The 14294-nt window shown below is 39.5% G+C and carries 12 protein-coding genes; 3 read left to right on the forward strand and 9 right to left on the reverse strand.

Features of this window, described 5'->3' with window-relative positions:
* Positions 1-27: 27 nt before the first annotated feature.
* From AC0UA9_RS01900 to dbpA, 5 genes are all read right to left on the reverse strand, one after another.
* A complete protein-coding gene (locus AC0UA9_RS01900; protein WP_475656227.1) occupies positions 28-786 on the reverse strand; it encodes a fimbrial biogenesis chaperone in 759 nt (252 codons plus the stop codon).
* Between the two features lie 140 nt (positions 787-926).
* Positions 927-1583, reverse strand: a complete 657-nt coding sequence (locus AC0UA9_RS01905; RefSeq protein ID WP_475656230.1) for a hypothetical protein — start codon at positions 1581-1583, stop codon at positions 927-929.
* A gap of 122 nt (positions 1584-1705) precedes the next feature.
* Complete coding sequence (locus tag AC0UA9_RS01910; RefSeq protein WP_475656232.1) at positions 1706-2533, reverse strand: DUF2884 family protein; 828 nt, start codon at positions 2531-2533, stop codon at positions 1706-1708.
* A gap of 216 nt (positions 2534-2749) precedes the next feature.
* Positions 2750-3997 carry a cell division protein ZapE gene (zapE, locus tag AC0UA9_RS01915; protein ID WP_475656233.1) on the reverse strand — a complete coding sequence of 416 codons (1248 nt, stop codon included), beginning with the start codon at positions 3995-3997 and terminating at the stop codon, positions 2750-2752.
* Positions 3998-4066: 69 nt separating this feature from the next.
* The gene (gene dbpA, locus AC0UA9_RS01920) at positions 4067-5503 is read right to left on the reverse strand and encodes an ATP-dependent RNA helicase DbpA (RefSeq protein ID WP_475656235.1); all 1437 of its coding nucleotides are present in this window, start codon (positions 5501-5503) and stop codon (positions 4067-4069) included.
* 146 nt (positions 5504-5649) lie between these two features.
* On the opposite strand from dbpA, the gene AC0UA9_RS01925 reads away from it, so the two are divergent.
* Entirely contained in the window at positions 5650-5811 is a 162-nt protein-coding gene (locus AC0UA9_RS01925; protein WP_475656237.1) for a DUF2986 domain-containing protein, read from the forward strand.
* Between the two features lie 263 nt (positions 5812-6074).
* Here AC0UA9_RS01925 and nagP read toward each other — a convergent pair whose 3' ends face one another.
* From nagP to AC0UA9_RS01945, 4 genes are all read right to left on the reverse strand, one after another.
* Positions 6075-7394 (reverse strand): N-acetylglucosamine MFS transporter NagP, encoded by a 1320-nt coding sequence (nagP, locus tag AC0UA9_RS01930; RefSeq protein ID WP_475656239.1) that lies wholly within the window; start codon positions 7392-7394, stop codon positions 6075-6077.
* A 131-nt stretch (positions 7395-7525) separates the two neighbouring features.
* A complete protein-coding gene (gene nagA / locus AC0UA9_RS01935; RefSeq protein WP_475656241.1) occupies positions 7526-8659 on the reverse strand; it encodes an N-acetylglucosamine-6-phosphate deacetylase in 1134 nt (377 codons plus the stop codon).
* Between the two features lie 65 nt (positions 8660-8724).
* Entirely contained in the window at positions 8725-9633 is a 909-nt protein-coding gene (gene nagK / locus AC0UA9_RS01940) for an N-acetylglucosamine kinase (protein ID WP_475656244.1), read from the reverse strand.
* A 248-nt stretch (positions 9634-9881) separates the two neighbouring features.
* Positions 9882-12593 (reverse strand): family 20 glycosylhydrolase, encoded by a 2712-nt coding sequence (locus tag AC0UA9_RS01945; RefSeq protein ID WP_475656249.1) that lies wholly within the window; start codon positions 12591-12593, stop codon positions 9882-9884.
* A gap of 115 nt (positions 12594-12708) precedes the next feature.
* Between AC0UA9_RS01945 and AC0UA9_RS01950 the strand changes: the two genes are divergently transcribed.
* Positions 12709-13419 carry a DUF6445 family protein gene (locus AC0UA9_RS01950; RefSeq protein WP_475656252.1) on the forward strand — a complete coding sequence of 237 codons (711 nt, stop codon included), beginning with the start codon at positions 12709-12711 and terminating at the stop codon, positions 13417-13419.
* A 66-nt stretch (positions 13420-13485) separates the two neighbouring features.
* On the forward strand, positions 13486-14199 hold the full coding sequence (locus tag AC0UA9_RS01955) for a SapC family protein (protein WP_475656256.1): 714 nt from the start codon (positions 13486-13488) through the stop codon (positions 14197-14199).
* Positions 14200-14294 lie beyond the last annotated feature (95 nt).

Here is a 14294-nt window from a genome sequence, read left to right on the forward strand (position 1 = left end):
TAAAAAACATAGCAGTATAAAAGGTGACTACTGGTTATAATGAACTGTTAATGAACCACCGTACTTAGCCACTTCAGTGAAGCGTAGTGAGATGTTATTTAGCGAAAGGCTTTTGGGTATGACAAACTCAAAGTCACGGTAGCTTGACTGGGTATAAATTGACACAGACTGCAAGCCATTAATCTTTTTTCCCGTGAGTTTATTAATAATAGCTAAGTCACCGTAAATAGAGCGAGTACCCGTTCTATTAAGTCTAAAAGCAATTTTACCATTGTCTACCCGTTTTACATCACTAAAATTTGCTTGGGCGTGCAGAGTCGCTGTACGAGCAACTACGGGCACATTATGCACCAAACGCGGTGATACATTGACTAAGTTCGTCGTGGGGGGGGTTACTTTTCCACAGTTTAGGCTCAAATAACTATGATATTCTGCTTTGTCTGTCGTCGCACTTCGCCTTAATGACAAACGAATAGATTGAGATTTACCTGCAGCAATCGAAAAACGACGTGGCGAAAACTTAACCGTTTTATTGGTGTTATTACTCGGTATGCTATCCACTAATTCCTTTCCCATTACCGCGGCGTCATTAAAGTCAAAGTAACGAAATGACAACTGGCACTCTTCAGCGGTTAAACTGCGATTTAACACAATAAATGAGGCAACCCTACTATTATTGTCAAGATAAATACGATTACTGGTTAAGCTAATCGCGTTAACGTGAAAAGCAGTAATGGTTAATATTATGGCAACAAGTGCGCTTGTGATTTTTACTTTGGCTAACATATAATTACCTATTAGATACCCTTTATTATGATGTTTTGGCAGGCAAAATAAACAGTAAACTTGAACAATAAAAAAGCCATGTCAATGTTCACATGGCTTTAAGTTGTGTGATTAATTATAACCACAGATTAATTGCTCGCTTAGTATATTGCATCAATAGTAAAGTTTTGCGTGTAGTTTGTGTCAGCTGTTAAGTCTGTATTGATAGTGATTTTACCACCAACAACAATACGCAATTCACCATCAGTCACACCAGCATCACCTCCATCCGTACTATCAGCTAAGGCCGTAGTCGTTGGTGATGCAACAAAAAATGATTGGCAAGTATCACCTGCTGAAGCACCATCGTATTTACTAATACAACCTGAATCTGGTGTATAATCAAAGTCAGCCCCTGTTACTTCATTAACTGTTACTTTAACATCGGAGCCAGAAATACCTACTACGCGGTAAATACCAAGTTGATTACCTGAAACACCTGCGGCAGTATCAATACAACCTGAGCCTGTGACAGCACCTGCAAGACTACCTGAGACTGGCGTATCCCTTAAAATAGCTGCATCAGCGTCATTTATCGTAGGGCCAGAGGCATCCATCGAACAAGTGCCGCCACTAGCTGAAAACATAGTTGCACCAAAATTTAAGTCTTGTACTGGTAAAATTTCTACATCAGAAATTGTTCTAAACGAAACTGGAAAGTCTACGCTTTCAGCATTTGCAGTCATAGTCACTGTGCTAGCCATAAAAGCAATTGCACAACAGACAAGTGATTTAGATAACACTTTATTATTCTTCATAGTTTGTTCCCTTTATATCTTGAGTAGGTTAAGACTGCTATAAACAGATATAACTGCCTTATTCATTTTATCGGCTTGAAAATAAATAACTTTAGAGAATAAAATTAAATTAAGTGACGTTATCACTTAATATTTCTAGCTGGCTTTACAGTAAGCACGTTAATACCAGCTAAAGCTGCAATATTATGCTGTAGTTTCCCTTCGAGTTGGTCTATTTCAATTGCTGCTGAGCATAAACTGTCGGCTTTACGCTCTATTTTTTCTGCACCTGTTTTCATTTCGTACTCTATGGTGTCACCAAAGTTTTCCATTCGGGCTTCAAACGCATTACTATCGCCTCCTGAAAGCATCATTTCTTGGCCTAAAGCAGCGAGTAAACTTCCCATTGAAGCCATGACAGCTTGTTCTACCGCTGTGCTGATACGTTGCTCTATTTCAGCACCAAAAAGCTCATCGTCAGCAACCCCATTCGCTCCAATAGTAAAGCCTTTGTTTATATTAAAGCGTGCGATAATTTCACTTTTTAACAGGGCGAGTTCTTGCGTTAAGTCTGCTCCAACATCATTACCTTTCCCTAGCAATTGGTTAAAGGCCAAATTAACACCATCAACGGCAAGATCAACCCCTTCAATAGCAAGGCTTTTTACCTGTGGCACTATCTTTCGGATGTGCGTGGAGTATTGTGCTATTAATTCAGTTTGCTTTGCATTTAAGGCGATTTTGTTGCCACCAACGGTTAAATTATTTTGTGTATCAATGGTATATAAAATATTATCTTGCTTTTTCGGTTCAAAAAATTCTATTTTTGCGTTATTTATTGTTAAACCTGCTGTTAAGTCTACGTCACAAGATTCCTGCGCATATAAAACATTCGGTAACAGTAGGGAGAGTGTTGTTGCTGCAATAAATATTTTTGACAATGTCATTGTTAACGGTAGTTTGTTTATCATTATGCTTCCTTTATAAGCAATACCCACCTGTATTAGATATTAATTTTGGTGATGATATTGGCTAATAGCTGCTGTTCTTGATTGTTGGGTTACAAGCGCAATGCCAACTTTAATTAGTTTATTTTTCAAAAGATTACAAAAACACACAGTAATAAAAACAACGCTTTTTAGTTAAAAAGGCTAAATATTAGTTTAATATTTAGCAAACTAACAGCGCTATTGGCGTTGTTGCATTTCAAACAAGCGTGATTGACAACGTTGAAATTCAAAGCTCAGTTGTTCACCTTGATAAAGCGCGTTAATATCGACATCAGCGCTGAGTACTAACAGTACCTTTCTATCATAGAGCTCATCAACTAGCGCAATAAATCGACGTGCTTCATCATCTAAGTGTCGCAAATTTCCCATTAGTATGCCACTACGTTGGTAACTGTCTTCTACGCCTGAAAAAACCGCTGGAATGAGTGTGCCGGAAAATTGTGGTACCTGGCTGATAAATACACTTTGAAATTGATCCGCTATTTTTATGTAGTCTCGTTGACTCCTAGGACCTGAGCATAGCGCGTAAAAATCAAACCAAATATGTTTATCTGTTTTAGCTATATAACTAATACGTCTGTTATTAATGGTAATTTTACGCTTTTGCTTAGAAGCTATATCAAGCTGGTTCTGTGAAGTTAGCGCAGCAAAACGTTTAGCTAACAATTGGTCTCCCGCTTGTTTAGTCAAGTAATAATTATGGTGATGTTGTGCTGTTTCGGTATTAGTTAACCTATGGTCGGTGTCACCGTCTACCGATATGACTAAGCAATATTGATTTATTAAAGCGATAGTTGGTAAAAACCTTTCTCGTTGCAAACCATTACGGTAAAGTGCTTCAGGCTGGCAGTTAGAAGTAAAAATAAGGATAACGCCTAACGAAAAAAGTTCACGACATAACCCCGCAAGTAGCATTGCATCGCCAATATCGCTGACAAAGAATTCGTCAAAACATAACAGGTCAATATTATCGGCCCATGACTTTGCTATAACAGTCAGTGGGTCTGTATTGGTGTTAGTGCTCCATAATGATTGCTTCACTATCGCTTTTTGTTGTACTGAAAGTTCATTTAATTGTTGATGAACGTTTTCCATAAAGCGGTGAAAATGAATCCGCTTTTTTCGCTGAATTGGTGTGTTTTGATAAAACAAATCCATTAACATGGTTTTGCCTCGCCCTACTCGCCCATAAAAATACAAGCTTTTAGGTAAGGGGACTTGGTTTTTTAGGAAAGGCAGTTTTCTAGACAGTTTAGCAGGGAGCAACTTGTTCACTAACCTAGTGACCAAGTTGGTTGCATGGCGTTGCTCACTTGCTTGTACAAGTTGTTTAGATAATTGTTCTAAGGCGATAACTGCCGCGTACTGTGCATTGTCTTGGCAAAGCACTTGTTGTTTAACTAATTGTTGATATTGTTTAAGCAAAACTTGATCGCTTTTCTATACGCTTAGGCTAAATCTATACGTTTATGTTAAATGAATATGATTGCTGCACTATACTGTTAAATGGCGTACTTTATAAGTTTTGCCTTTCATCTTACCCTTTGACAGCTTTCTTAAGGCTGTTTTTAACACCTTTTTATTTACTGCAACGTAAGCTTTTATATCAAGAACACTAATTTTACCAACATCTTTACCGGTAATTTCTACACCACCACTGATACCGTCGGGATTTTTCGCTGTTAACGCCCCTAAAATATCCCCTGGGCGTAGCTTTTGTTTTTTGCCCCCGTCAATTTGTATGGTCGCCATTTTTGCTTGTGGCCTACTATTATTTAACACCTCACTTGAGGGAAGTAATACTGGTTTAATTACTTGCTTAAGTTCGTCTTCAATAAGTCCTACTTTATACGTTTCCTTGTCACTAAATAGTGAAACAGCTCTACCTTTGGCGCCTGCACGCCCTGTTCGGCCAATGCGGTGTATATGTACTTCACTGTCATGCGCAATATGATAGTTTACCACCAAGTCAAGCGAGTCTATGTCTAAACCACGTGCTGCTACATCTGTTGCGACTAAAATAGCAGCACTTTTATTAGCAAAACGTAATAACGTTTGGTCTCTTTCTCGTTGCTCTAAGTCACCATGTAGGGCTAAAACACTAAAGCCGTCATCATGCAAACTATTGCAAACTAATTGCGTTTCTTTTTTGGTGTTACAAAAGATAACGGTCGACTCTACCGGCTTATCAAGTAATATTAAGCGTAGTGCTTCAAACCTTTCAAGGTCACCTTCCACATGAAAAAACTGCTGGCTAATATTTAATTGTTCCTTTTCACTGCTGACTTTAACTATAACAGGCGAAGTCATAATACTTTCGCTTATTGCTTGAATTTGCTTAGGAAAAGTAGCACTAAATAATAAGGTTTGGCGATTAAGTGGGGTACGCTCAATAATATTGTCAAGCGCTGCTTCAAACCCCATTTCTAACATGCGATCTGCTTCATCGAGCACCAACAAGTTTAAATCGTCTAACTTGAGCGTACCTTTAATAACGTGCTCTTCAATTCTACCAGGTGTACCAACAATAATATGTGCACCATGCTCTAACGAACCTATTTGCGGGCCAAAAGGTGTACCACCACATAAAGTGAGTACTTTAATGTTGTGCACTGCCCGGGCAAGCTTACGGATTTCTTTTGCCACTTGGTCTGCCAGTTCACGTGTGGGACAAAGCACCATTGACTGAATTCTAAAGCGTTTAACCACGAGTTTTTCTAATAGTGCTAAACCAAAGGCAGCGGTTTTGCCTGAACCGGTATTTGCTTGAGCAATAACATCTTTACCCGCTAACATTTCAGGTAAGCTTTGTGCTTGTATTGGCGTCATTTTTTCATAGCCAAGGGAAGATAAGTTTTTCACTAAATCTTTATGTAAGTTTAGTGAAGCAAAAGCTAATGAGCCTTTACTGTTATTAGTTGCTTCGCTCAAGGTGAATGCCTCTGTCTATAATATAATGTAAAATCTTTTTAGGAAGTAATGTGTTTTTAAGAAATAATACGCTTTCAAGAAAAAGCGAGTAAGTGCATAATAACAGTTATCTGCTGTTTCAGCTATTTAAACAAAAGAAGCACATTATGAATCGTAAAAAGAAAATTAATGAAACACTAAAAAAGAAGCAGAAAAAAGCAAATGCTAAGCTTCAGCAAAGTAATAAGCCACGTTATGTTTCTAAAGCGGAAAGAGAGAGACTAGCGCAAGAAGCAGAGCAAGACCTACAAAATGTTGTTGAAAACTAAGCGAAAACGCGCCTCATGCTAGCTCTACTGTGAACTAACCTGACCTGTTCAGCGTTTGAATTGTTGTTACTGATAAAATAAAAAAACCCTGAGTTTAAAAACTCAGGGTCGATCAAATGATCGTTTAACGCACCCTCAACTTTCAAAATCAATAATAATTAATAGGGATTATTGATTTTGGCCGCAGAGCTTTTTTACAAACGCTGGTTAGGGAGTAAGGCCAACGCTTATAAACTTTTGTTAGTCATAGCTATTTAGATAAGCTATTTCCAACTTTTCATTTTACAGCCTTTAATAGCGTAAAATAGAATAAATAAATAACAAGGTAACAACACGATATACCCACCTTGTTGTCCTGCAGCAGCGCCACTGGCTAGCCCCCAAAATAATGGGCCAAATGCACCACCTGAAATACCCATGACCAATAACGCAGAGCCAACACTGGTAAGTTTTCCTAAACCGGACAAAGCGAGTGGAAATACAGCTGGCCAAACAATAGCATTAGCCAAACCAAGAAAAGCGATTAAAATAAGCGGGTCTGGAAATTGTGGTGCTCCTAAAATAAATGACATTGCATTAGCAATTAAAAACGAGTTTGTATCACCAAAAACCACGCCAAGGCTAATAAAAACCCCTAAAGTAGCCGAGACAACCAATGCTTTTTGTTGTGAGATATAACGCGGTATAAGCACAATACCTAAAAGGTAACCTATCACCATACAGCCCATGGTATATGAAGTCATTACACTGTAGTTTTTAACGCCTAACGATAAAGCAAAAGTGCCAATTGTGTCACCAGCAATAACCTCTACCGCAACATAGAAAAACAATGCTAAGACACCTAAGGCTAGGTTAGGATGCGCTAATACTTCTTTTAGCTGCCCCTTGTTGTCACCCTCTTCATCAACTTCTTTTGCTAGTTCAGGTAAAGGTGAGTTTTTAACAGCAAACGCTAACAGGCCAATAAATAGTGCCATACCCAGGTAAGGGAAAACTAAGGCATCGGCCATGCTATCAATTTGTGTTTGTGTTAATTCGCCACCGGCAGTGTCGCTAAAACCGCTTAAAATAAGGGCTGTAAAAACAATAGGCGCGACAACACCAGCACCTTTATTTAAAATACCCATAATTGAGATACGCGCCGCAGCAGACTCTTCTGGACCAATACGCACTACGTATGGGTTAACCGCTGTTTGTAATAGCGTTTGTCCTGCCCCCATAACAAGTTGGGCTAATAAAAATAAGGCAAAGATTTGAGTTTTTGCCGCTGGAATAAACAACAAGCCAGCCAGCATCATAGTGCCCATACCTAATGCCATACCGTTTTTATAGCCCACTTTACGAATAACGGCTGCCGAGGGTAAGGCTGTGAAAGTCACGGCAATATAAAAAGAAAAGAGAATCAATGAAGCCTGAAAAGGCGACAGTTGCAGTATTTGCTTTAGATAAGGCATTAAGGAGCCATTAAGCCAGGTTGCAAAACCTAAAATAAAGAAAAGACCTGCCACCATAGCCATTGGCAGTGCATTACTTCTTTTGACTTCATTTTTCTCTTGTTCATCTTTAGGTAATGACATTTCCATAACTTCCTCATTTATTTGTATGTTAATGGCTAAAACTAGCATTAACTTTTTAATTATTTCGCTGTACGTTTTCTGCTTTTATCTTTTTCTTATCTTTTCCGCTATTTTCACTTGGTTGTGGGGGCGCTAATTTACGCCACTTTTATTCCGCCAATCCAAGTTGATTGCACGGTAAAGTCTTCATTTAACACAACAATATCAGCCTGCCTGCCCACTTTAAGCTCACCGCGAGTAGGCTGATTATGTTGATATAAATATTGCGCAGGGTATAAACTTGCCATACGCAATGACTCATCTAGCGGGACATTTAACCCTAAATGGGTGTTTTTGACCGCGGTTGCCATGTCGAGTGACGAGCCTGCTAATTCACCTGTTGTAGAGGTTAATTTTCCATCTTCAACATAAACAGTGCGGTCATATAAAGGGAATTCTGTCATATTGGTACCAACTGGTGGCATGGCATCTGTCACTAAAAAAATGCCGCCGGCAGGTTTAGTTTTAATCGCTAGCTGGCAACTCGCGTAATCAACATGGTGTCCGTCAACAATTAAGCCACATTGAGTGTTATCATTTAATAAAGCACAACCAACGACACCAGGCTCACGCCCTTGTAATGGTGACATTGCATTAAATAGGTGAGTAAAGCCTGTTGCGCCAGCGTCAACTGCTTTTTGTGCCGTGCTAAAGTTTGCATTGGTGTGACCTAAGCAAACCTTAATACCAAGCTCAACCATACGTTTTACATCTTGCGCAGATACGGTTTCAGGCGCCAAAGTTACCATTACTTGCCCCATGTCTTTACGCGATAATACTTGCCACTCATCATCTGAAATTGGACGAATTAGTTCTGGGCTGTGCGTGCCTTTTTTGGCTAATGATAAATGAGGACCCTCAAAATGAATGCCCAATATACCAGGTACTTTTTCTGCTATTGCTTGTGCCATAGCATCGCCTGCTTGTGCCATAACGGCTACTCTGTCGGTAATTAAGGTTGGCATCATGGCTGTAGTACCAAACTTTGCATGCGCACTAATAATAGTCTTTAATTTGTCTACAGAAGGTGCATCATTAAATAAGGCGCCGCCGCCACCGTTTACTTGCAAGTCGATAAAGCCAGGTACAACCAAACCTGTAGCTTGCACATCAAAATCATTGGTGTTTTGGTCTATTGCACTGATAACACCGTCTGTAATGGTTAACACTTGGTTGTCAGTAAATTGTTGACCATCAAATAAACGTTTTGCGTAAAGGCGTAATGGTGACATGTTAGTTTAATCCTCAAATATGTTTCTTTATTTACTCGGTTCTATTATTAAATAATGACATTAATTTACACCGAGCTTTGTCGTTTTGCTAATGATTGACGAGCAAATAAAACAGCCCCAACTTCAGGCTCACTTAATGGCTCTGCGAGTTGAGCTTTTAATGTTTTATCAAGCCAGGGTTTCAAGCGCGGGGTTAGCCCGCCTAACATTGATATACGTGCCGGTTTGCTAGTTAACAATACTTTGGCGATGCTATTAAGGTATTCAGCGCCGTCAGCAACAATAGCAAGCGCAACCCTATCACCTTGCTCGGCGGCGTCAAATACTATATTTGCTAATTGTGCAAAGTAGGTCGCTTTTTTCCCTGCTATTTTTTCAACCACGGCAGTGGCGTCATCACAGGCTAGTCTTTGTAAAAACATGTCATTGATCATTGATGATTGCGCCACACCATCTAAGGCAAGCAATACATGCTTAGCCGCTTGTAAACCAAACCAAGCGCCACTACCTTTATCGCCTTGTGGGAAACCATGACCACCAATGAGCACTTCTTTATCATCAACACATGAAAAGCCACAAGAGCCAGTACCCGAAATAATAACCGCACCATTATTACTATGATGCGCGCCTAAACAAGCGATAAGTAAGTCATGAGCAAGAAATATTTGCTTAAATGGATGCTGCCACTGTGACATTTGTTTAAAGTGCGCTGGTAAATTAACGCCAGCAAGGCCAACGCCTGCATTCAGCTCACTTAACTTCATGTGTGTTAAACCAGCATCTTTTAAGGCCAGTTGAGCCGACTCGGTAATTGAATTAGTTGCTTGTTCAAAACCATGCAGAGGGTTGCCTGGGCCAGCGATGCCTGTCCCTAATATTTCATCATTTTCATTCATAACAATGGCTTTACATTTACTTCCACCACCGTCTATTCCTAAAAATAGCGTTGTGTTATTGTCACTGCTTGTGAGCATACTAACCTCAATATTTCTTTTAATTATTTAATTGTTATGTTTCTACCATCAATAATATAAAACAATGCAATCAAATCTATTTATAATTTTATCTTATCGCCTAATGACAGCGTTGTCATTATTTTTTTTCATTAAATTGTAAACTAACACTTTTTAATCGCTATAAGAATTCGCAATTCGTTGATTATATTAGAGATAGAGGCAAATAAAAAATATAATTAATTTTTTATCTGCCATCTATTTTATGATTAGCGTGCCGATACTTTCGTCTTACGCCCCACGCGTAAACCGTTGATTGAACGGCTGCGCACCAAAACTTCAGCATTACCTACTTGCACTGGTTCACTGTATTTATGCCAAGCTTCTTTTTCATTTGGCGTGTTTTGGATCTGATACTCTATCCCTAGCCCAGGAAATGCTATATTTGCTTTTAAAATACCTTTTTCAATCACAGCCCCCACCGTTGGCAGGCGATAATCAATACCTGCAAGCTCGAGTTTTTCAAATTCTTTTTGCCCTAAAACTTGTGCAAATAAACGCCAGTCTTTATCACGCAATGCTTGCATTTTTTCAGTAAAAACACCGCTTTCTTGATGGTAGACAGCACCGTCATAATTATAAGGCACAGCCCACTTAGGTAGGTTCCAAGCACGCTCTGCTAATGCAATAATGCGGGGATATATTTTATACTCTGCCACTTCGTCAAGGCGAACGTTTTCACTCCACAACTGCCCTTGAATGCCTAAAAAGGTTTGCGCTTTAGCCAAGGGAGTTATTGTGTCGTCTGCGCTGTAGGGGTTGTCTTCCCTGTCTAGCCAAAACTCTGCATGTACGGGTAAATTGTCAGGCATAAATTGAAATACTTTTTCGGTATTTGTATGGCGAGAGGCCCAATAGTAACCATGCTCTTTGGGGTCGGCTTCGTATGGGAAGTCAAAGTACAATACGTCGGGTGATGAAAGCACTACTTGTAAACCACGGTTAGCTAAACTATGTACTTTGCTATGGCCACCCCAAAATAATGCATCCCAAGCATTAGCTTGTGCAATGGCAGGCATATTTTCTTGGCGAGTATGTTCCATACCATCGCTCCAACCGGCTGTTTCTATGTTGAGACTTGATAAAATACCAGCAACGCGCTCAATAAAATAAGCGCCTAACTCGCTCATGTCGGTCACACCTTGATTATTATTGGCGACAAATGCTTTACAAGCTGGGGATTCTAGCCACGCACCTGCGGTTTCGTCAGCACCTATATGGTAGCGCGTTAATGGTTGTCCTGCATCTTGATGAATTTTTTTCACCTGTGTCATCACTTCTAGTACAAAAGCATAAGATGACTCAAGACATACGTTGATAGTGTTATCATTATAATACTGTACCGATAAATATTCGGTTGTATCGTCAAAATCATTGAGTAAAAATTGCTGCGCTTTTTCCGGCTCTTCAAGTGCCTGATATTTTTTGTAACGTGCTGCCATTGCCTCAATTGAAGCACGGGAGTGCCCTGGCATATCTAAAGAAGGAATAACTTGAATATGGCGAGCTGTGGCTGCTTTTAAGATGTCTTGATAATCATCGACACTGTAAAAACCATTAACGGATGAGTTAGCGTCAACACCTGCACCTAATTGAGGTAACAAGCAGGTTTGCTCTTGCCTGTCATTGTAAAGCGGGTAACAACGCTTACTCGAGATTTCAGTTAGCTCTGGTAAGCTTGGGATCTCTAGGCGCCAAGCTTCATCATCACCTAGGTGTAGGTGCAGTTTATTTAATTTATAAGCTGCCATTTGGTCTAATAAATCAAGAATAAACGCTTTAGAATGAAAATTACGTGCTACGTCAACTAGCATACCGCGAAAATTATAGTGAGGCTCGTCAGCAACATCAACAACAGGTATCGTTTGCTGGTTTACGGTATATAAGCTCGCTAACGATTGTAAGCCGTTGAAAACACCCGTGTCGTCAACACCTACGATATTAATCCCTTGCGCATTAACAGCAAGTGTATAACTGCCAATCGCTTTAGTGTTATCGGTTTGTATATGCAGCGTAACGGGTAAGCCTTTGTCTGTTTGCTTAAGCCCCAAGCTTGCTAAGCGCTCAAGCGCTACATCAACTGTACTTGGGATAACATTGGAAAAACTAACTTTTAGCCCATTACTTACATCAACTACTGCTTTGTTTTCGCTATAGCGCACTGATTTGGGCGTAGGAATAATAGCGCGCTCAACAGCTTGTGTGTCGATAGCCGTGCTAGCAATGCCTTGCGCGTTACGTTGATAGAGTTTATCGCTTGTTAACCACTGTGTTTTATCCTTGCTGGTACGCTTAAACTGGGTTATTTCGTCGGTAAATGGTTCTACAAAAGGAAGTATCTCTAACTGCGTGTCTTGGTCAATTGTCGGCTTTGTACTTGCTATGACTCTTGCTTGTAAGTTGGTAGCAGTGAGCAAGTAATTTGGCATAGCGTCACTTTCCGCTAACATCCAAAAGTTTGCTCTGAAGGTAATACGTTTTGTTTCTCCTGCAGCAAACCCTGTAAAGGTTTCAAGTGGTTTTATTTGGTGTAAGTCACCATTTAGGTGCGTGACACTAAATTCTTCACTTTCTGATGACTGTACCGGATTAATTTGGCTAAAGTGAATAGCCCAATTGTTCGCAGTAATCGCTTTGCTCGCCGTTAAGCTTAATTCCACTTCGAAACAAGCCCCGTCTGCTTTTTTAGCATCACATTTATCTGTGGGCATATTAGTGACTACACGGTAATTCACCTTAAGATCTGCGGCCATGCTGTCAAGTTCTTGTTGGCTAATGGGGTGTAACTGTGTTTTATGCTCTGTTGTTATCGCTTTATTAGGCTCTTGGTTTGCTTGCCCACAACCTGTTAATGCCAGGCTTAGTGATAACGCTAAGGAAGACAAAAACAGAGGTGGCAAAACAAGTGTGCTTTTATTCATATTTTTCATCCGATATTTTTTAGTTGTGTGATGACTATACTACTATCTACAATTTTGACAGCGCTGTCAAATGTAAGTATATTAATCTTTATCTTTTGCTAATTAAACGTTTAATATGATAAATATAAAGGTTAACCCTGCGCTGACTATAAGTGAAGTTAATATTCCTGATACGTCTTTATCTGCTTTTATTGTCGATGATTTTTTATTAGATACCACCAGTGTTATGGACTTTGCCCACAACATAGCCTACTTTAACCCCATGTTTGCTGATAAATCTTTTTATCCTGGTGTGCGAGATCACATGCCATTGCCATATAAAAACCTGTTACAGGCTTTTTTTCAGGATCAAATAATGCCTCTTTTGCAAAAAGAACCTACCCCAGTTACTTTTCATAAGTGCTTGCTGTCGTTAACTACTTGTCAACCAGATAAATTACTTTTAGATCAGAAACTTCCTCATATTGATTCTTGCAATGCGACTGATTATGCCTTTGTACATTATTTATCAGGAAAAGCGCTTGGGGGAACCAGTATATATAAATATATCCCTGAAAATCTTATTGAGTTTAAAGAAGAGCATAAGCCGCTACTTAAGCAAATGTTAGCAGATGTAAGTCAAACTACTGCGGAACACAGTGGCTATATCACAGGAACAACAAGCATATTTGAGCAAGTATTAACTATTGAAGCCAAATATAATCGCCTTGTTGTTTATCAAGGTAATTTACTACACAGTGCAAACTTGGTCTCGAAAAATAGCTATTGTGATGACCCTAAAACAGGACGTTTATCCATAGCCTCTTTTGCAAGTTTACATCGCTGATAAGCATATTAAACCAAATAACATCCTCTGTTACAGAAGTATCAATATACCATGGAGCCCCATTTTATGGCACAAATCACCCCACTGAATAATGCGCAACACCAAACAATAAAAATACAAGATAGTGTCGACTTCTCTCGATTTAAAGAGCAGCATTTAATTCCGGTAGCGGTACATGACTTTATCCCGCTTGCTTCGGAGTTTGCTATTGTATTTGTTAAAAATGAAAACACCGGAAAATTTACTGCTGTTGCCATGATGGGCGTCAAAGTTGGTGTTAACCTTTATTGTCAAAATAGTGAATGGACCCCGTCAGTCATGCCTTCTAGCTTTGTAAATGCGCCGCTATCATTGCATTCTCAAAGCGAAAACTCCCAGCAATGTTTTGTCGGGATTGATCTTGACAGCCCAATGGTTTCCAATGAACACGGCCAAGCATTATTTGATGACAAAGGCGAGCAAACTGAATATTTGCAGGCAAGAACAAAGCACTTACTTGATGTTGCTCAAACGTTTGAGCAAACAGATGCAATTCTCCAATATTTGGCTTCACAACGGTTACTTACACTGAAAAAGCTCAATATTAACCTTGGTGAAGGTAAGCAATATGGTATTGATGGTTTATTTGTTATTGATGAAAAAAAAATAAATGAGCTTGACCATAATGTATTCTGTACATTGCGTGAGAAAGGCTTATTACCGTTAATTTATGCACAATTATCGTCAATGCAGCAAATAGCTCGTTTAACTAAAAAACAAATTCTATTTGATCAACACTAGGCTTGTCATAGTAGCCATTTTTTAAGCGCCTTTTGCCCGCTTAGTAATATGTTCTCTGCTCGCTAGGCGGGCATATGAAGTGGCCAAGTAAGGTA

It is taken from the genome of Colwellia sp. F1, from assembly GCF_056238625.1.

Coding starts and splice junctions, on each gene's coding strand:
- AC0UA9_RS01950 (WP_475656252.1), top strand. CDS start 12,709: ATGATAAATATAAAGGTTAACCCTGCGCTGACTATAAGTGAAGTTAAT.
- AC0UA9_RS01955 (WP_475656256.1), top strand. CDS start 13,486: ATGGCACAAATCACCCCACTGAATAATGCGCAACACCAAACAATAAAA.
- AC0UA9_RS01925 (WP_475656237.1), top strand. CDS start 5,650: ATGAATCGTAAAAAGAAAATTAATGAAACACTAAAAAAGAAGCAGAAA.
- AC0UA9_RS01900 (WP_475656227.1), bottom strand. CDS start 786: ATGTTAGCCAAAGTAAAAATCACAAGCGCACTTGTTGCCATAATATTA.
- nagK (WP_475656244.1), bottom strand. CDS start 9,633: ATGCTCACAAGCAGTGACAATAACACAACGCTATTTTTAGGAATAGAC.
- AC0UA9_RS01945 (WP_475656249.1), bottom strand. CDS start 12,593: ATGAATAAAAGCACACTTGTTTTGCCACCTCTGTTTTTGTCTTCCTTA.
- AC0UA9_RS01910 (WP_475656232.1), bottom strand. CDS start 2,533: ATGATAAACAAACTACCGTTAACAATGACATTGTCAAAAATATTTATT.
- nagA (WP_475656241.1), bottom strand. CDS start 8,659: ATGTCACCATTACGCCTTTACGCAAAACGTTTATTTGATGGTCAACAA.
- nagP (WP_475656239.1), bottom strand. CDS start 7,394: ATGGAAATGTCATTACCTAAAGATGAACAAGAGAAAAATGAAGTCAAA.
- AC0UA9_RS01905 (WP_475656230.1), bottom strand. CDS start 1,583: ATGAAGAATAATAAAGTGTTATCTAAATCACTTGTCTGTTGTGCAATT.